The organism is Aminobacter sp. P4_H6_2, from assembly GCF_056400805.1.
This window is the reverse complement of record NZ_JBFUKO010000048.1, coordinates 1-18,098: the sequence shown is the minus strand read 5'-3', so window position 1 is coordinate 18,098 and position 18,098 is coordinate 1. Positions and strand designations below refer to the sequence as shown.

General features: G+C 61.8%; 17 protein-coding genes and 3 tRNA genes. 8 read left to right on the top strand and 12 right to left on the bottom strand.

The annotated features are described in order from the left end of the window. Positions 1-238, top strand: a 238-nt coding sequence (locus tag AC1DUU_RS06455) for a diguanylate cyclase (RefSeq protein ID WP_476782592.1), incomplete at its 5' end; no start/stop codon positions are given. Positions 239-264: 26 nt separating this feature from the next. On the opposite strand, the gene AC1DUU_RS06450 is transcribed toward AC1DUU_RS06455, so the two are convergent. After that, positions 265-432: a hypothetical protein gene (locus tag AC1DUU_RS06450; protein ID WP_476782591.1), complete on the bottom strand. Its 168-nt coding sequence runs from the start codon at positions 430-432 to the stop codon at positions 265-267. Positions 433-590: 158 nt separating this feature from the next. Between AC1DUU_RS06450 and AC1DUU_RS06445 the strand changes: the two genes are divergently transcribed. Next, positions 591-666, top strand: a tRNA-Thr gene (locus AC1DUU_RS06445). A gap of 129 nt (positions 667-795) precedes the next feature. Here AC1DUU_RS06445 and AC1DUU_RS06440 read toward each other — a convergent pair. From AC1DUU_RS06440 to bhcR, 9 genes are all read right to left on the bottom strand, one after another. Next, entirely contained in the window at positions 796-1,230 is a 435-nt protein-coding gene (locus AC1DUU_RS06440; RefSeq protein ID WP_476782590.1) for a CAP domain-containing protein, read from the bottom strand. A gap of 64 nt (positions 1,231-1,294) precedes the next feature. Next, a complete protein-coding gene (locus AC1DUU_RS06435; protein WP_476782593.1) occupies positions 1,295-1,735 on the bottom strand; it encodes a hypothetical protein in 441 nt (146 codons plus the stop codon). Positions 1,736-2,113: 378 nt separating this feature from the next. Continuing rightward, positions 2,114-3,625, bottom strand: a complete 1,512-nt coding sequence (locus AC1DUU_RS06430; RefSeq protein WP_476782589.1) for a tripartite tricarboxylate transporter permease — start codon at positions 3,623-3,625, stop codon at positions 2,114-2,116. 10 nt (positions 3,626-3,635) lie between these two features. Beyond that, the gene (locus AC1DUU_RS06425; protein ID WP_476782588.1) at positions 3,636-4,097 is read right to left on the bottom strand and encodes a tripartite tricarboxylate transporter TctB family protein; all 462 of its coding nucleotides are present in this window, start codon (positions 4,095-4,097) and stop codon (positions 3,636-3,638) included. Between the two features lie 252 nt (positions 4,098-4,349). Next, positions 4,350-5,327 (bottom strand): tripartite tricarboxylate transporter substrate-binding protein, encoded by a 978-nt coding sequence (locus AC1DUU_RS06420; RefSeq protein WP_476782587.1) that lies wholly within the window; start codon positions 5,325-5,327, stop codon positions 4,350-4,352. 218 nt (positions 5,328-5,545) lie between these two features. Beyond that, complete coding sequence (locus AC1DUU_RS06415; RefSeq protein ID WP_476782586.1) at positions 5,546-6,907, bottom strand: sigma-54-dependent transcriptional regulator; 1,362 nt, start codon at positions 6,905-6,907, stop codon at positions 5,546-5,548. Then, positions 6,904-8,748 (bottom strand): sensor histidine kinase, encoded by a 1,845-nt coding sequence (locus AC1DUU_RS06410; RefSeq protein ID WP_476782585.1) that lies wholly within the window; start codon positions 8,746-8,748, stop codon positions 6,904-6,906. The genes AC1DUU_RS06415 and AC1DUU_RS06410 overlap by 4 nt, the downstream gene beginning before the upstream one ends. Before the next feature lie 91 nt (positions 8,749-8,839). Beyond that, positions 8,840-9,334 (bottom strand): YbaK/EbsC family protein, encoded by a 495-nt coding sequence (locus AC1DUU_RS06405; protein WP_476782584.1) that lies wholly within the window; start codon positions 9,332-9,334, stop codon positions 8,840-8,842. A gap of 124 nt (positions 9,335-9,458) precedes the next feature. Then, positions 9,459-10,295: an HTH-type transcriptional regulator BhcR gene (bhcR, locus tag AC1DUU_RS06400; protein ID WP_476782583.1), complete on the bottom strand. Its 837-nt coding sequence runs from the start codon at positions 10,293-10,295 to the stop codon at positions 9,459-9,461. 197 nt (positions 10,296-10,492) lie between these two features. Between bhcR and gcl the strand changes: the two genes are divergently transcribed. Genes gcl through AC1DUU_RS06385 form a run of 3 tightly spaced genes read left to right on the top strand, consistent with a single transcriptional unit; the run spans position 10,493 to position 14,036 of the window. Then, complete coding sequence (gcl, locus tag AC1DUU_RS06395) at positions 10,493-12,274, top strand: glyoxylate carboligase (protein WP_476782582.1); 1,782 nt, start codon at positions 10,493-10,495, stop codon at positions 12,272-12,274. Between the two features lie 18 nt (positions 12,275-12,292). Further along, positions 12,293-13,090: a 2-oxo-tetronate isomerase gene (gene otnI, locus AC1DUU_RS06390; protein ID WP_476782581.1), complete on the top strand. Its 798-nt coding sequence runs from the start codon at positions 12,293-12,295 to the stop codon at positions 13,088-13,090. Next, positions 12,975-14,036 carry a 2-hydroxy-3-oxopropionate reductase gene (locus tag AC1DUU_RS06385; RefSeq protein ID WP_476782580.1) on the top strand — a complete coding sequence of 354 codons (1,062 nt, stop codon included), beginning with the start codon at positions 12,975-12,977 and terminating at the stop codon, positions 14,034-14,036. Before otnI ends, AC1DUU_RS06385 begins: the two co-directional genes overlap by 116 nt. Positions 14,037-14,150: 114 nt before the next feature. Here the strand turns inward: AC1DUU_RS06385 and AC1DUU_RS06380 are convergent, their stop codons facing one another. After that, the gene (locus AC1DUU_RS06380; RefSeq protein WP_476782579.1) at positions 14,151-15,023 is read right to left on the bottom strand and encodes a F510_1955 family glycosylhydrolase; all 873 of its coding nucleotides are present in this window, start codon (positions 15,021-15,023) and stop codon (positions 14,151-14,153) included. Between the two features lie 144 nt (positions 15,024-15,167). Beyond that, entirely contained in the window at positions 15,168-16,016 is an 849-nt protein-coding gene (rlmB, locus tag AC1DUU_RS06375; protein ID WP_476782578.1) for a 23S rRNA (guanosine(2251)-2'-O)-methyltransferase RlmB, read from the bottom strand. Positions 16,017-16,215: 199 nt separating this feature from the next. Here rlmB and AC1DUU_RS06370 point away from each other — a divergent pair. The 3 genes from AC1DUU_RS06370 to tuf all read left to right on the top strand — a co-directional run bounded on the left by AC1DUU_RS06370 (position 16,216) and on the right by tuf (position 17,869). Further along, positions 16,216-16,300, top strand: a tRNA-Tyr gene (locus AC1DUU_RS06370). 123 nt (positions 16,301-16,423) lie between these two features. Then, a tRNA-Gly gene (locus AC1DUU_RS06365) sits at positions 16,424-16,497 on the top strand. A 196-nt stretch (positions 16,498-16,693) separates the two neighbouring features. Next, on the top strand, positions 16,694-17,869 hold the full coding sequence (tuf, locus tag AC1DUU_RS06360) for an elongation factor Tu (protein WP_476782577.1): 1,176 nt from the start codon (positions 16,694-16,696) through the stop codon (positions 17,867-17,869). Positions 17,870-18,098: the final 229 nt, after the last annotated feature.

The window sequence follows — 18,098 nt, the reverse complement described above, 5'->3', positions numbered from 1 at the left end:
CAATCGCGACGACGCGGCAGCTATTGCAGAGCGGATTCGCATGGAGGTCGAGCAACTGGTCTTCCATCCGGTCGACGGACACCTGCATCCGTTGAGTGTCAGCATAGGAGCGGTCGTTTCAGACGGGCAGCAGCCGACGTCGCAACTGATGCGCCTTGCCGACCGCTGCCTCTACGAGGCTAAGGAGCAAGGGCGCAATCGTGTGGTGTTTGCGAAGACAATGACATCGGCGGCTTAGCAAACACCTGCTTGTGCGCAATGAGGTCACCCTAGGCCGGTGACGTGGCGCAGATAGAAGGCGAGCGCGATGAAACCGATGATCGCGGCGACGCCGGTCCAATCGACCCGCGCCTCCTTGATCTGGCGAAACAGCTTGAGCAACAGCAGCCAGGCGACAATCACCACCATGGCAATGATCACGAACCTGAGCATCCATCACCTCCGAGCAGGGCCCTGTCGACCCGCTGCAAATATGTAGTGAGTACCTGTGTGCAGTTTTAGGTGTCTCAGACCGCGCTGCCTGGGGATGCTTCGCCATTCTCTCGAAATTGTCTTTACTGGGCCGAAAAATATGCTAACCGGAGCAAATTGCCCTTGTAGCTCAGATGGTAGAGCAGCGGTTTTGTAAACCGAAGGTCGCGGGTTCGATTCCTGCCGGGGGCACCACTTCCCACACGACAGCTGAGAAACCAACCAATTCAAGGCATCAGCGGCCCTTGAATGGCTTGAGGGCGGCTGCGTTTGACTGCTTGAGGCGGAACATTGCCGCTGACCTGGCTATCCGGGCGGCCGGCGCTATCGGCAAGCGAAGAAAGTCGAATAAGGGCCAACTACGGAAACGCCCGCGTAGCGGATATTGGGCCGAAGCAAGTTCGTCCGATGGAGTGCCGAGTTCTTCCATCCCACAAAAAGCTGCTGTGCGTTTTGATAGTTATAACCAACGTTCTCCGCACATACGACGCTGAGGCCGGCAGCCTTCGCTTGGGCGGATCGCTGGCGGAAGCCATCATGGCCGAGGCTGTTTCTTGCCGCTTGGTACCGGCTATGTTGCCTTGCCAAAGCCTGCAGCGTGCGGTGAGAGGTTAGCGGTGAAAGGCCACGGCTCACCCTGTAGGCATTGATCAGGGCAAGCGTCTCAGGGCCGAAATCGGCTGCTGCGGCGATGGGCATTGTCGTACCGAACCAACCCGAAACGAGAAGCGCAACTGTGAGCGTCGTTGAGGTTTTCATCCTCGGACTTTTCACGCTGATTGCGACAGATTTACGTTCCGCAATCGTCCTGTCTTTAGCTTGACTACCGATCCTCCGACTTCCGTTCTTGCAGCACTTTTGCAGCAGCATGGCGGAAGTCGACAGGCGCTCGGCACCAAGTGATCGAACTCGCGCGATCAATTTGATCTAGCGCAAAAAGCTGCCGCCGGATTTGACTATGATGGCCCTTATCGGGTGCATCACCCTCTGTTTGCACTTGATCCCAACTGTGCTCGCCCGCGCTGTATTCCCATTCGGCGCGGGCTTTTTCACGCAAGCCGTGCCAGTCGTCGGTGCCGACCTGCGAGCGCGTCTGATTGGGTTTTGTTTGCGCTGGCGCAAAGAGCGCCTGGCAGGCCGAGGTCATTTTACCGAGCTGACTGATCGGAGAAACGCTCGTGCCTGAAGCCAACCAAGATAGCACCCTGATCCCCATGTTGATTGCAGGACTTGTCCTGGTCGTAGTCGGCGGCATCGTCGTCATGATGTTCGTCTGACAACGCCTGCGGACGGCTAGACGCATCCGCATCTCATCGGCCCGTCGCCGCAGACGGTGGGAAACCTCCGCGATAGCCACCGCACTCTGCTGGCCCGTATTCAAAAAGAACCCGCCGTGAGGGCGGGGGATCGATTTACACAGCGGGTCAAAAAAGCAATCGTCGCAGCATATGTGGTCAAACTGGGTGGCTGGGTTCGAAGAGCCTCGCTCACCTCCGATATGCAAATTCACGCGAACCAGACGCGTGGTCAAATCACCATTCGCGATTATGCACCGATAAGCTCATTCCCCTGGAGCCCCGCAGCTCCATGCCGCAACCAATGCGCGCCAACCTAAGCTTCGGTCGGCGCGCAGTTGCGTGCGTCAGGCTTCTTCTTCGACAAAGACCTCGTCGCGTTTCTTGCGCACTGCCGGCAGCAACACCACGATCAGCACGCAGGCGGCCAGTGCGAGCAGGAGCGCACTGATCGGACGGGTGACGAAGGTGGTCGGGTCGCCGCGCGACAGGATCATGGCCCGGCGCAGGTTTTCTTCGAGCAGCGGCCCGAGCACGAAGCCGAGCAGCAGCGGTGCCGGCTCGCAGCGCAGCTTGACCAGCGCGTAGCCGATGAGGCCGAAGAAGGCGACGGCGTAAAGGTCGAAGACGTTGGAGTTGACGCTGTAAACGCCGATGGCGCAGAACGCCATGATGATCGGAAACAGCACGTAGTAGGGCACGGTCAAGAGCTTCACCCACAGCCCGATCAGCGGCAGGTTGAGGATGATCAGCATCAGATTGCCGATCCACATCGAAGCGATGATGCCCCAAAAAAGAGCCGGCTGCTCAGTGGCGACATTGGGGCCAGGCACGATGCCCTGGATGATCATCGCGCCGATCATCAGCGCCATGACCGGGTTCGCCGGGATGCCGAGCGTCAGCATCGGGATGAACGAGGTCTGAGCACCCGCATTGTTAGCCGATTCCGGGCCGGCGACGCCCGCCACGGCACCCTTGCCGAACTCTTCAGGGTGCTTTGAAACGCGCTTTTCGACGGTGTAGGAGGCAAAGGCCGCAAGGATCGCGCCGCCGCCAGGCAGGATGCCGAGTGCCGAGCCGATGGCCGTGCCGCGCAGGATGGGTGCTGCCATTTCGCGAAAATCCTGGCGCGTCGGCATCAAGCCCGAAACCTTGGCCATCAGCACTTCGCGGGTCTTTTCACTTTCGAGGTTGCGCAGGATTTCGGCGACGCCGAACACGCCAACCGCGACCGCAACGAAGTTGAGCCCGTCGGCATATTCGCGGATGCCAAGGGTGAAGCGCGGTGTGCCGGTGTAGATGTCGGTGCCGACGAGGCCGAGCAGCAGGCCAAGGACGACCATTGCCAGCGCCTTGATGATCGAGCCATGGGCGAGGGCGATGGACGAGACCAGGCCGACGACCATCAGCGAGAAATATTCGGCAGCACCGAACTGCAGCGCGATTGTCGTCAGCGGCGGCGCGAAGATGGCGACCAGGAAGGTCGAAACTGTGCCTGCGAAAAACGAGCCGATGGCGGCGATGGCGAGTGCGGCACCGGCGCGGCCCTTGCGTGCCATCTGATAGCCGTCGATTGCGGTGACGGCGGATGAGGATTCGCCCGGCATGTTGATGAGGATGGCTGTGGTCGACCCGCCATACTGCGCGCCGTAATAGATGCCGGCGAGCATGATGAGCGAGGAGACTGGATCGCCGATCTGGAAGGTGATCGGCAACAGCATCGCGATGGTGGCGGTGGCGCCGATGCCGGGCAACACGCCGATGAGGGTGCCGAGCAAGACGCCGATCAGGCAGAAGCCAAGATTGGAGAGCGTTGTGGCCGTTGAAAAGCCGAGCACGAGATTGTCGAAGAGTTCCATCACATCCTCCTCAGAACGGCAGCCAGGGGCCGAAGCGCTGGAACGGCAGGCCGAGCGCGTAGCTGAACACGGCGACTGAAAACAGCGTCACTCCGGCGGAGAGGATGACAGCGGCGAGCGGCTTCATCCGCGCCGAGGCGAAGGCAGCTATCAGGCAGGTCAGGAAGATCGACGGCACGAAGCCAAGTCCACGCACAGTGAGGCCGAAGAAGATCGGCGCCGGCAAGATGAAGGCCATGCCGCGCCAGGCGATCGGGCCGATCGGCTCGCCCTCGACCCGAGTGGCCTGGACGATGACGACGAGGCCGAGCACGATCAGCACGCAAGCCAGGACCAGCGGAAAATAGCCCGGTCCCATGCGGAATGTTGTGCCCAGGTCGAGACCCAGGGACTGGATGGCGAAAAACGCGCCGGTGGCGACGAAGATCGCTCCGCAGGCGGCGTTAGTGGGATCGATGGCGAGGTTTTTCATGGGAAGGCCCTCTGCTGGCGCCTGATGTGGATAGCTGCGTTACGCTGCCTCCATCCGCTTGCCGGCACTTTCTCCCCGTGCGTTGACGGGGAGAAAGGAACTCGGCATCAGACGCCTGTCTCATTCCTAGGCGTCGGCGATTGGCAAGAGGCTGCGGCAGTCTGCCTTCTCCCCGTTCACGGGGGAGAAGGTGCCGGCAGGCGGATTGAGGCAGCGCTTTACGCGACCGATTTCCGCCGCAGGCGAAGTGCCTTAGTCGGCGAACTGGCCGGCGCTCTCGATGATCGGCTTCCAGCGTGCGATTTCGCCTTCGAGCTTGGCCTTGAGCGCTGCCGGGGTGGCGTCGGCTTCCGACGACGGCACGGTGCCGAGCTCCGCGAAGCGTGCAACGACGTTGGGGTCCTTGAGGGCCGCCTGCAGCGACTTGGACAGGCGCTCGGTCACATCAGCCGGGGTGCCCTTGGGCGCGTAGAGGCCGTGCCAGATGCCGACTTCCATGCCGTCGAGGCCGCCCTCCTTGGTGGTCGGAACGTCAGCGAGCACGTCGAGGCGCTTGGGCGATGTCACGGCGTAAGCCTTGATGGTGCCGCCCTGGATCTGCTTGGTGGTGTTGGTGGTCTGGTCGCACATGATGTCGACCTGGCCGCCGAGCAGGTCGGTCATGGCTGGGCCGGTGCCCTTGTAGGGAACGGTTACCAGCGGCGTGCCGATGGCGCTCATGAACAACATGCCGCACAGATGCGAGGCCGCACCGATACCGGCATTGGCGACGGTCACGGTGTCCTTGTTGGCCTTGGCGTATTCGACCAAGCCCTTGAGGTCGGTCGGCGCAAGGTCCTTCTTGGCAACGATCGTCATCGGCACTTCGGTGACCAGGCCGACATATTCGAAGGCGTTCAGCGTGTCATAGGCGAGCTTGCGGTAGAGCGTGGCGCTGGTGGCCATGCCGATGTGGTGCAGCAGAAGCGTGTAGCCATCGGCATCAGCGGCGGCGACGCGGCCGGCACCGAGCGTGCCACCGGCACCGCCGACATTTTCGACGATGACCTGCTGGCCGAGGTCCTTGGACATCGATTCGGCGACGAGGCGCGTGACCGTGTCGGTCGGGCCACCGGCCGAGAACGGCACGACAACGGTGATGGTACGCTCAGGATAGGCCTGCGCGTTGGCGGCAAGCGGGAATGCGGCAAGCGTTGCGGCAGCCGTCAGCGAGGCGAGCAGTCTCTTCATGAAATCCTCCCGGGATCTGTATCTGTGCTTCCACCCGCGCCTGGTCCCTCCCTGCGCCGGCGGTGGATGGGCCGATTAGGAGCGACTGGATGTGTGCATCGCAAGGCATGCACACCCATCCGGGCGGCTAAAAACGTTCGAGATCAGCACCAGTGGGTGGAAAAGGTGACGTTGCCCTCCTGCCATGTGTGGATTTCCACACATGGGCGCGCGGCCGGTCAGGCGTCCTGGCCCTCGGCGGCACCAAGGCGATTCTTGTCGAGGCCGTAGCGCTGCATCTTTTCGTAGAGCGTCTTGCGGGAGATTCCGAGCTGCTCATAGACCGGCTTGAGGCTGCCGCCATGGGCAAGCAGGGCGGCCGAGATCGCATTTTTCTCAAAGTCTGCGAYGCGGTCGGCAAGGCGGTCGCCACTGCCGTTCGCCGCAGTCGGGCCTTCGGGCAATTGCAGGCCAAGGCCGAGCACGAAGCGGTCGGCGGCGTTGCGCAGCTCGCGCACATTGCCAGGCCAGTCGCGGCGAGCGACTTCCGCGATAGCCTGGGGCGGCACCTCGACATCGTCGCGGCGGTAGCGTGCAGCTGCCTCGCGCGCCAGCTGGAGAAACAGCAGTGGCACGTCCTCGCGCCGTGCCGAAAGGGCTGGCATGCGCAAAGTCACGACATTGAGCCGGTAGAGCAGATCGGCGCGGAAACGGCCGGCTGCGACTTCGGCGTCGAGGTCGACCTTGCTGGTGGCAATGAAACGAACGTCGAGCGCGATCGGCTCGTTGGAACCAAGGCGGGTGATGACGCGCTCCTGGATGACGCGCAGAAGCTTGACCTGCAGGTCAGTCGGCATCGAGCCGATCTCGTCGAGCAACACCGTACCGCCGCGCGCATGCTCGAATTTGCCGTAACGCGAACGCAACGCCCCGGCAAAGGCGCCGGCCTCATGGCCGAACAGTTCGCTCTCGATCAACGTTTCGGGGAGGGCGGCACAGTTGATGGCAACGAAGGGTTTTGTGGCGCGTCCGCTGATGTCGTGCAGCGCGCGTGCGGTGACTTCCTTGCCGGTCCCGGTGTCGCCAATGATCAGGACGTCGGCGTCGGTGGCAGCGACCGCGCGCAGCTTATAGCGCAGGTCGATCATCGTCTGGCTGCGGCCGGGCAGGCGCGCTTCGATGTCGTCGCGCTTGCCGGCGACGGCGCGCAGTTCGCGATTTTCAAGCACCAGGCTGCGGCGGTCGATGGCACGCGCCGCCATCTCCGTCAGATGCTGCGTGACGAAGGGCTTTTCGACAAAATCATAAGCACCTTCGCGCATGGCGCGCACGGCGAGCTGCACGTCGCCATGCCCTGTCACCAGAATCACTGGAATATCGGCGTCGATGTCCCGGATGCGGCCCATCAGCGTCATGCCGTCCATGCCGGGCATGCGCACGTCGGTGATGACGACTCCGTTGAAGCCTTGGGTGATGAAGTCGAGTGCGCGTTCGGCCGACGAAAAATCCTCGACGGTGAAGCCGGCTAGATCGAGCGACTGGCGGGTCGAGCGGCGCAGCTCGTCTTCATCATCGACAAGAAGAACGATCGGCGGCTTCATTCCGCAGCCTCACGGGTGGCGACGCGTGCCGCATCGAGCTCGACGGTGAACAAGGCGCCCCCTTCAGGATGGTTCAAGACTCCAAGAACTCCGCCAAAGTCTTTGACGATATTGTAGGAAATGGAAAGCCCCAGACCGAGGCCTTTGCCCACGCCCTTGGTTGAAAAGAACGGATCGTAGATGCGCTCGGCAATCGCCGTTGGTACACCGGGGCCGTGGTCGCGGATCGAGATGGTGACCTTGGGGCCCTTGCGTCGCGCGGTAAGTTCGATGCGACGATCGGCCCGGCCCTCGACCGCGTCGGCCGCGTTGGTGATGACGTTGACCAGCACCTGTTGGAGGCGCACCGAGCCCGCCTTGACGGCGAGCGGTGTCGGGCCGAGGTCGACGATCAGAATGGCTTCGGCCGCCTTGAGGCGCCAGGCGACAATTTCCTGCGTATCGCGCACAACCTCTTCAAGTGCTACTGGCCCGAGCTTCTGGTTCGGCTTGCGGGCAAAGTTCCGGAGATGCCGGCTGATCGACGACATCCGGTCGGCGAGCTTGGAAATGCGCGAGACATTGTCGCGGGCTTCTTCGATGCGGGAACGGTCGAGCAGCGTTGCGGCGTTGTCGGCATAGGTCTTCACTGCGGCAAGTGGCTGGTTGAATTCATGCGAAAGCGCCGCCGACATCTGGCCAAGGGCGGCGAGCTTGCCGGCCTGGATCAGGTCCGCCTGGGTTCGGCGTAGCTGCTGCTCGGCGGTGCGGCGTTCGGCGACTTCGGTCTCCAGCCGACTGTTGACCTGTGCCAGATCGGCGGTGCGCTCCTCGACCCGGCGTTCGAGTTCGATCTGCGCGCTTTGCTGCATCTGCATGCGCTCGGCGAGGCGGGCGCGGCGCTGGAGGATGATTGCGCCGCCGAGACCAGCAAGGGCGAGTGCCAGAAGGGCGGAGATAACGGCTGCCAGAGCCTGCGTGTGCGCCGAAGCCGTGTCGGCGAGCACATGAACCGTCCAGCGCGCCTGTGGCATCTGTTCGGCGAGTTCGAGGAATTCGCGCGACTTGCCGCCTTCGGTGATGCGGAGCAGCAGATTGCCGTCGTCGGTGGTGCTTTTCGTGACCGGCAGTTCTCGCAGCATCGCGTCGGCATAACGGCGGGATGCTTCGGTGCGGGCGAGGCGCTCGTCGGTCAGCGGCCGGAGGCTGGCATAAAGCCAGCTTGGCTGGCCGCTCATGAAGATGATGCCTTCGGGGTCGGTGACGATGATCTCTTGATCGCCACCTTTCCACGACGCTTCGATGGCGTCGACGTCGACCTTGAAGACAACGACGCCACGGATTTCCATGCCGATGCGGATCGGCGAGGAGAAATAATAGCCGCGCTTGAGCGAGGTGGTGCCGAGCGCGAAGAAGCGCCCTTGGTTGCCGCGAATKGCATCCTGGTAATAAGGCCGGTAGGAGAAATTCTCGCCAACAAAGCTGATCGGCAGGTCGTGATTGGAGGCCGCGATCGTCTCTCCGCCGGGGAGTAGGACGTAAATGTCAGAGGATTTCAGCAGCGCATTGATTTCCTTGAGGTAATCGTTGGCGCGTGCGCGCAGTGCCGGATTGTCCGGGTCGCTGACCAGCTCCTTGATATCGTCATGGTCGGCGATCAGTTCGGGCAAGGGCTCGAAGCGGTTCATCTGGCCGGAGAGTGCGGCGACGGCGAGGCGCAGCGTGGTCTGGCCGCGCGATGCTGCTTCGTCCAGATAGATCCGGTTGGCGAAGGCGCCGCCGAAAAACACGATTGCCACTGCCAGGGTCGCCACGGCGAGACCCGGCCATAGCCAACGTCGTCCTCCAACAAACTGCGGCATCGATGCGCACGAACCTGATTGATACTACCGAGTATAGCGGCCGGCTGTGCTCAAACAAGCAAGGCGCAGTATTCCGCCGGATGCGAGGAAACTATTCCGCAGCTTCCGCGTCTGGCTTGCCGACGGCATCCTGGCAGATGTCGCACCATTCGGCATTGACCAGCGTTGCCATGCGCTCGACCCCAATCCTGACTGCCGCATTGGTGGCCCCCGCAGCCGGCACAACCTCGTCATAAGCGCGCAGCGATACGTCGCAATAGATCGGCAGCGGTGTCGCCAGGCCGAAGGGACAGACACCGCCCACCGGATGGCCGGTGATCTCGGCGACCTGCTCGACATCAAGCATGCGTGGCTTGCCGCCGAACGCATCGCGCGATTTGCGGTTGTCGATCCTGGCATCGCCACGGGCAACGACCAGCAGGGCGCGATCGCCGACGCGCAGGCAGATGGTCTTGGCGATCTGGGCGGGCTCGACCCCATGGGCTTCGGCGGCAAGTGTGACCGTCGCCGAGCTCGTCGGCGTCTCGATGACCTTGATGTCGGGGGCATGCTCGGCGAAGAAGGCTTTGACGGATTGCAGGCTCATGGTCGCTTCCAACACTTGTCATTGCAAATTCGGCTTTGACTTCAGCCGTTGTGGTTGTGCTGTCAAGCACGGGCCTTTGGCCCACAGCAAGGGCGACGTTTGGGATTGCCTGCCGAAGGCCCGTTCAGATGCCGGGCAAGGCGCCGTCTGGCGAGCCGCCGATCATCCTGGTCAGTTCGGCGGCGGCAGCGCGAACGATTGGCCCGATTTCGGCGAGGCGTTCGGGTGTCACGCGTACAGTAGGCCCGGAAACCGAAACACCGCCAATGGGTTCACCGAATTCGTTGAACACTGCCGCTGCCACGCAGCGCATGCCGGGATAACGTTCTTCGTCGTCCACCGACCAGCCGCGCGCGCGGATCTGTTCGAGATCGCGGGCAAGGGCTGCCGGTTCTGAAAGCGTGCGCTCGGTATAGGCATCAAGGCCAGCCTTGCGCACGATGGCGTTGACGCGGTCGCGGTCGAGATGGGCAAGGACCGCCTTGCCGATGCCCGACGCGTGGAAAGGACTGCGCGTACCCGGCCGGAAAAAGGCGCGGATCGCCTGATGCGTCTCGACCTGGCTGACGAAAACCACGCAATCGTCTTCGGCGACGCCGAGATTGGCGGTTTCGCCGGTCTTTTCCATCAGTTCCTGCATGACGGTACGGGCACGGTCGACAAGCTTGCGCCGACGCAGGAAGGCAGCGCCCATGCGATAGGTCTCGACCCCGATCGACCAAAGCTGGCCGTCGCTGTCGAACTCGACCATGCCGTGGTTCTGCAAGGTGGTCAGCATGCGGTAGGCGGTTGCCGCGGCCAGATCGGAGGCGGCCGAAATCTCGCTCAGCGACAGGCCGTCGCTATGCGCGACGATGGCAAGAATGCGCAGCGCGCGGTCGAGCGACTGCACCGAACCGGCGTCGGGCGCCGGCTGGAAGGCACGGGGGCGTCCGCGCTGCCGTTTTTCGGTGGTTGCCATRCCGGTGCTCCAGATTGCGTTTAAAAAACTTTTTCACTTAGTTTGATGCTCTACGCAACGAAAAATGAAAATGACAGCAAAATCAGATGGTAAGTGCGCGCAACATGAAATGAAAAAATATTTTGAAAAAATTGCAAAATTCGCTCTGCGATGACACGATCGACTAACATTGAGTTTCGATCGTTGGAGGGAAGTCCATGGCCAGGATGCGTGCTGTCGATGCAGCGGTTCTCGTTCTTGAGAAGGAAGGCATCAGCTGTGCCTTCGGTGTGCCAGGTGCGGCGATCAACCCGCTCTATTCGGCCTTGAAGGCACGCGGTTCGATCCGGCACGTCCTTGCCCGCCACGTCGAAGGCGCATCGCATATGGCCGAGGGTTACACCCGCACCAAGGCCGGCAACATCGGCTTATGCATCGGCACGTCGGGACCGGCCGGTACCGACATGATCACCGGCCTCTATTCGGCGTCCGCCGACTCGATCCCGWTTTTATGCATCACTGGCCAGGCGCCGCGCGCCCGCTTGAACAAGGAAGACTTTCAGGCCGTCGATATTGCGGCGATCGCCGCCCCCGTCACCAAATGGGCCGTCACCGTCATGGAGCCGTATCTGGTGCCGATGACGTTGCAGAAGGCATTCCACCTCATGCGCTCGGGTCGTCCGGGGCCGGTTCTGGTCGACCTGCCTGTCGATGTTCAGCTGGCCGAGATCGAGTTCGACATCGACGCCTATGAGCCGCTCGTGGTCCACAAGCCGGCGATGACTCGCGCCCAGGCCGAAAAGGCGCTGTCGATGCTCAACGAGGCTGAGAAGCCGCTGATCGTTGCCGGCGGCGGCGTCATCAATGCTGACGCCTCGGACCTGCTCATCGAATTCGCCGAGATCACGGGTGTTCCTGTCATCCCGACCCTGATGGGTTGGGGCGCTATCCCCGACGACCACCGCCTGATGGCCGGCATGTGCGGCCTACAAACCTCGCATCGCTACGGCAATGCGACCATGCTCGCCTCAGATTTTGTGCTCGGCGTTGGCAACCGCTGGGCCAACCGCCACACCGGCTCGGTCGACAAGTACACGGCGGGCCGCAAGTTCATCCATATCGATATCGAGCCGACCCAGATCGGCCGCGTCTTTGCGCCCGATCTCGGCGTGACCTCGGATGCCGGTGCAGCCTTGAAGATGCTGCTCGACGTTGCCACCGAATGGAAGACGGCGGGCAAGCTGCGCGACTGGTCAGGCTGGGCCAAGGAGTGCCAGGCGCGCAAGAAGACGATGAAGCGCAAGACCCACTTCGAGCAGGTGCCGCTCAAGCCGCAGCGCGTCTATGAGGAAATGAACAAGGCGTTCGGCCGCGACACCACCTATGTCACCACCATCGGCCTGTCGCAGATCGCCGGCGCACAGTTCCTGCATGTCTACAAGCCGCGCAACTGGATCAATTGCGGCCAGGCCGGCCCGCTCGGCTGGACCCTGCCTGCGGCACTCGGTGTTCGCGCCGCTGATCCGAACCGCGACATCGTCGCCTTGTCAGGTGACTATGATTTCCAGTTCATGATCGAGGAACTGGCCGTCGGCGCCCAGCACAAGCTGCCCTACATCCATGTCGTCGTGAACAACGCCTATCTCGGCCTCATCCGCCAGGCACAGCGCGGCTTTGCCATGGATTTCGAGGTCAGTCTGTCGTTCGAAAACATCAATCGCTCAGGCGACCCCGAGGCAGGATACGGCGTCGATCACGTCGCGGTCGCCGAGGCCATGGGCTGCAAGGCGGTTCGGGTGCGCAAGCCGGAAGAATTTGCCGCTGCCTTCAAGCAGGCCAAGCAGCTCATGAAGGAGCATCAGGTGCCCGTCGTACTCGAGTTCATCCTCGAACGCGTCACCAACATCTCCATGGGCGTCGAGATCGACAATGTCGTCGAGTTCGAGGAGCTTGCCGAAAGCAACGAAGACGCACCGACCGCAATCATGCTGCTCGATTGATTTTCCGAGGAAGAGCCTATGCCCAAGTTTTCAGCCAATCTTTCGATGCTCTTTGGCGAGCATGACTTTCTCGAGCGCTTCGATGCCGCCGCCCGCGCCGGTTTCAAGGGCGTCGAATACATCGCGCCCTACGACCACGCCCCCGATGTGGTGGCTGCGCGCCTGAAGAAGAACGGCCTGACCCAGGCGCTGTTCAATTTGCCGCCCGGCGACTGGGCGGCAGGCGAGCGCGGCATCGCCGTGATGCCCGATCGCATCCCCGAATTCCGCCAGGGTGTGGCCAAGGCGATCACCTACGCTCATGCGCTTGGCTGTGAGCAGGTCAATTGCCTTGCCGGCATTGCACCCGCCGGAAACACCCATGACGTGCTGCAAAATGTGTTCGTCGAAAATCTCGCCTTTGCCGCCGAGAAGCTGAAGGCAGCAGGCATCCGCCTGCTGATCGAGCCTATCAACACCAGGGACATTCCAGGCTTCTTCCTGACCAACACCAGGCAGGCGCTCGGCATCATCGACAGGGTCGGCTCGGATAACCTTTATCTGCAGTAYGACATCTACCACATGCAGATCATGGAGGGTGATCTCGCCCTCACCATCGAGGCCAATCTCGGCCGCATCGCGCATGTGCAGCTGGCGGACAACCCCGGCCGTCATGAGCCGGGTACGGGCGAGATCAACTACCCGTTCCTCTACGATCACCTTGACAGCATCGGCTACACCGGCTGGGTCGGCGCTGAATACAAGCCAAAGGCAGGGACGGTCGAGGGACTGGGATGGTTCGCGGACTTTGCCGGCAAGGGCAGCGCGGCCGCATAGGCCAGACGAAATTCGAAGGAAAATAAAAATGGAAAAAATTGGCTTCATTGGGCTCGGCATCATGGGCGCGCCGATGGCGGGACACCTGCTGGACGCTGGCTATGAGGTAACCGCGAGCGACCATCGCGGCGCTCTGCCTGAGGCACTGGTCGCCAAAGGCCTGAAGAAAGTGACCGGCCACCAGGCGCTTGCCAAGGCCTGTGACATCATCATCCTGATGGTACCCGATACACCGCAGGTCGCCGATGTTCTGTTTGGCGAAAACAGCGTTGCATCAGGCCTTTCCAAGGGAAAGCTCGTCATCGACATGAGCTCGATCTCGCCAATCGAAACCAAGGAATTCGCCAAGAAGATCAACGAGCTGGGCTGTGACTATCTAGACGCACCGGTCTCCGGCGGAGAAGTCGGCGCCAAATCGGCGTCGCTGACGATCATGGTCGGCGGCGAGGACAAGCCGTTCGAGCGCGCACGTCCGGTGTTCGAAAAGATGGGCAAGAACATCACGCTGGTCGGTCCCAACGGCGTCGGCCAGACCACCAAAGTGGCCAACCAGATCGTCGTCGCATTGACCATCGAGGCAGTGGCCGAAGCATTGGTATTCGCATCGAAGGCTGGAGCCGATCCGGCTAAGGTCCGGCAGGCGCTGATGGGCGGTTTGGCTGCATCGCGCATCCTCGAAGTGCATGGCGAGCGTATGGTCAAGCGCACCTTCGCACCCGGCTTCCGCATCGAACTGCACCAGAAGGATCTCAACCTCGCCCTGCAGGGTGCCAAGGCGCTCGGCGTGTCATTGCCCAACACCTCGATGACACAGGAGTTGTTCAATTCCTGTGTCGCCAATGGCGGGGCCAAGCAGGACCACTCGGCGCTGGTGCGCGCGCTCGAAAGGATGGCCAATTTCGAGGTTGGCTCGCAAGCCGGTGAGGTCAAGAACCAAGCAGCATAGGCGGGGGAGGTCGCGGCGCAACGTTCCCAAGCCGCAGCCTTTTCCACGCCGTCGAAGAGCGGGTTCCGGCATGATTGCCGGAGCCCGTTTTGCATTTCGGTCGCAGCGAAGCGGCTAGTTGGCGCCGAGGTTCGTCCAGGTCGCGCCGGAATCGCCGCTGACTACCACCGCCAGCTCGCCGGTGACAGCGACCAGACGCTCAGGCGATTTGGCATTTACTGCAAGGTGCAGGAGGTAACCCGCACTGTCGGGGCCTTGCCCGATGGTCTCGAATTTCGGTGCGTTTTCAGTTGCCTTGAGCAGGCCGCGGCCGGGTACGAAGGCATAGATCGTACCGTCGGCGGTCAGTTCGACCGTCGTGACCGGGACGTCGGTGATCAGCACGTCCCAATTCTTGGCGCCGTCACGGCTGATCATCAGCCCGGTTTGCGTTGCGGCGTACACGACGGCCGGATTGGCGGGCGAAATGGCCAGGTCAATCAGCTTGGGCGGGGCTTCGCCTGCGATTGTCCAGGTCGCGCCGCCATCGCTGCTGGTCTGGATGCTGCCAAATGATCCGTACAGCACGTCAGGATTGGTGGGGCTGACGGCAAGCTGGTGGAAATCGACAGGCCCATTGACGCCTGGCGAAATCTGCGTCCAGCTCTTTCCTGCGTCGGTCGATTTGATGAAGCCAAGATTGCCGCCACCTTTTGGATGGCCGCTGGCAAACAGGATTGCAGGGTCGGCCGGGTGCGGCGTAAAGCCCATGAAGTCGTCCTGGCTTTCCGAAACCTCCGTCAGGGTGCCGTCTGAGCCTGCCACGAGCAGCCCGTGATGCGTGGCGATCAGGATCTTGCTGGGCTCCGCACGATCGAAGGCGAGCCCATGGATATGCGTGTTCCCCGCAAGATCGGCGACGGTCTTGGTCTGGGCGAGAGCAGGGGCCGCAATACTGAGCGCGAAGGCGAGCGAGAGCAAAGGGATGAGTTTGGGGCCGTGTGCCAATGACGTATCTCCGTTCGCCGTCAGGCTACGGCTTCCGCCAGGTGGAAGGTCAAGGGCTGTTCGCGATGAAACCACGATCCGGTGTGGCGCTGTGGCTTTCAACCGGAAGCCACAGACGCCGACACCAGCAGGTTCTGACTTAGCTCAGCGCAAAAACTTCCTAGCGGCATAAAGCGAGATTGCCGCCGCATTGGACACGTTGAGCGAATGGATTGCGCCTGGCATGTCCAAACGGGCAAGCGCGGACACTGTCTCGCGTGTCTTTTGGCGCAGGCCTTTGCCTTCGGCGCCGAGCACCAGTGCGACCCTGTTGCCCGAAAACGTCTTTTCGAGTTCCGCCGGGCTTTCCGAATCAAGTCCGACCGTCTGGAAGCCGGCCTCATGCAGCTCACCGAGCGCATCGGAGAGATTGCGCACTTCGATCAGGTCGATGTGTTCGAGCGCCCCTGACGCCGATTTGGCGAGCACGCCGCTCTCGTGTGGGCTGTGGCGCTGCGTTGTGACCAGCGCACCGGCGCCGAAAGCCACCGCCGAGCGTATGATCGCGCCGACATTGTGAGGGTCGGTGACTTGGTCGAGCACCAGGATCAACGGCGAATCACCCAGCGCCGACAATGCCTTGGTTTGCAGCGGCTCGGCTTCGATCAGTACACCCTGGTGCACCGCGTCGGAACCGGTGATCTTGTCGATCTCTCTTGGCTCGACCAATTCGGTGGCGAAGGCCAGGGCACCGAGATCGGCGATCTCAAGCCGTTCCAGCGCATTTCGGGTGACCCACATATGGCGAATCTTGCGGCGCGGATTGTCGAGCGCTGCGCGCACAGTATGCAGCCCATAGAGCCGCACCCGCCCGTCAGGAGCGTTCTCCCCAGGCGGCACTGGCTTGCGTGGCTTGAATTCAGGCGCGCCGCCGCTTTTCTGGTCGCGGAAGGTGCGACGCAGCTTGGCGTAGTGGCTATCCTTGGGTGTTCCGGGCTTTTTTGTATCGTTCATGCGCTTGCTATAGCGCCAGCTCCTGGCTTTGCATACGGCCCGTTATCAGGCGCTTTGAATAATCCGCATGAAAACGCACCCTGTCCGGTTGACAGGCCAAATCCTTGTCGCCATAAGCCCACGCAGATTTCGGGGCAGGGCGCTTCGCCTCGAACCGGGATCTGGAAATGCCTCGTTGCATGGCTCCGGCAAAGCAGTTGGAGGAGTGCCCGAGTGGTTAAAGGGGACGGACTGTAAATCCGTTAGCTCAGCTTACGTTGGTTCGAATCCAACCTCCTCCACCACTGCCGGCCCGGAAGCCATAAAACGCATGGCCTCGAAAGATGATCTCATCTTTCAGAAGGCCATGCCGCAAGGTGAATACCAGAGCGTGCTTCGCTCCTGATCAGGCGCGCGGCGCTCAGGGCGCGGGTATAGCTCAATGGTAGAGCAGCAGCCTTCCAAGCTGAATACGCGGGTTCGATTCCCGCTACCCGCTCCAGGGCTTTCTTGCCGAGCGAGAAGCCTTTTATTTGCATTCGGTTGCCACCATATGTGCGTCCAGCACTGAAAGAGCACCGCGGCTTTTGCGCCCGACCTCGGCCTTTGGCCAAAAGGCGCTTGTCTTTTTCGGCCTTTATCGGTAATCGCCCCGCATCCGACCGGAACCAAGGTCCCGATGCCCAAGGAAAGAGACAATGGCAAAAGGTAAATTCGAGCGTAATAAGCCTCATGTGAACATTGGCACGATTGGTCACGTCGACCATGGCAAGACGTCGCTGACGGCGGCGATCACCAAGTATTTCGGCGAGTTCAAGGCCTACGACCAGATCGACGCAGCGCCTGAAGAAAAGGCCCGCGGCATCACCATTTCGACGGCTCACGTCGAATACGAGACGCCTAACCGCCACTATGCCCACGTCGACTGCCCCGGCCACGCCGACTACGTCAAGAACATGATCACCGGTGCTGCCCAGATGGACGGCGCGATCCTGGTCGTGTCGGCTGCCGATGGCCCGATGCCGCAGACCCGCGAGCACATCCTGCTTGCCCGTCAGGTTGGCGTTCCGGCACTTGTCGTGTTCCTCAACAAGGTCGACCTGGTCGACGACGCTGAGCTGCTCGAACTGGTCGAGCTCGAAGTGCGCGAGCTTCTGTCGAAGTACGAATATCCCGGCGACGACATTCCGATGATCAAGGGTTCGGCTGTTGCTGCGCTCAACGATTCGGACAAGAAGATCGGCGAAGACGCGATCCGCGCGCTGATGGAAGCGGTCGACGCCTACATCCCGACGCCTGAGCGTCCGATCGACCGTCCGTTCCTGCTGCCGATCGAAGACGTGTTCTCGATCTCGGGCCGTGGCACGGTTGTCACCGGTCGCGTCGAGCGCGGCATCGTCAAGGTTGGCGAGACCGTCGAGATCGTCGGCATCCGCCCGACCACGTCGACGACGGTTACCGGCGTTGAAATGTTCCGCAAGCTGCTCGATCAGGGCCAGGCTGGCGACAACATCGGCGCGCTGATCCGTGGCGTTGGTCGTGAAGACGTCGAGCGTGGTCAGGTTCTGTGCAAGCCGGGTTCGGTCAAGCCGCACAAGAAGTTCGTGGCTGAAGCCTACATCCTGACCAAGGAAGAAGGTGGCCGTCACACGCCGTTCTTCACCAACTACCGTCCGCAGTTCTACTTCCGCACGACGGACGTGACCGGCATCGTGTCGCTGCCGGAAGGCACCGAGATGGTCATGCCCGGCGACAACATCACCGTCGATGTCGAGCTGATCGTGCCGATCGCCATGGAAGAGAAGCTGCGCTTCGCTATCCGTGAAGGTGGCCGTACCGTCGGCGCCGGCATCGTCGCCTCGATCAAAGAATAATCGACGCTTCATTGAATTGCATGAAGGGCGGCCCTCGGGGCGCCCTTTTTGTTTGCCCAAAGGCTACATTGCAAGGGGCTGCGCCACGGGTAAAGTTAGCGTCATTCGCACAATCGTTGGGGGACGATGCGCTTGGCCAGATCACGTGACATTTTCAGACGTCTGTTTTTACTTGCCGTGTTTGCCAGCGTGTTGGTCTCTCAGATGATGATGAGCGCCTCGGCTGGCC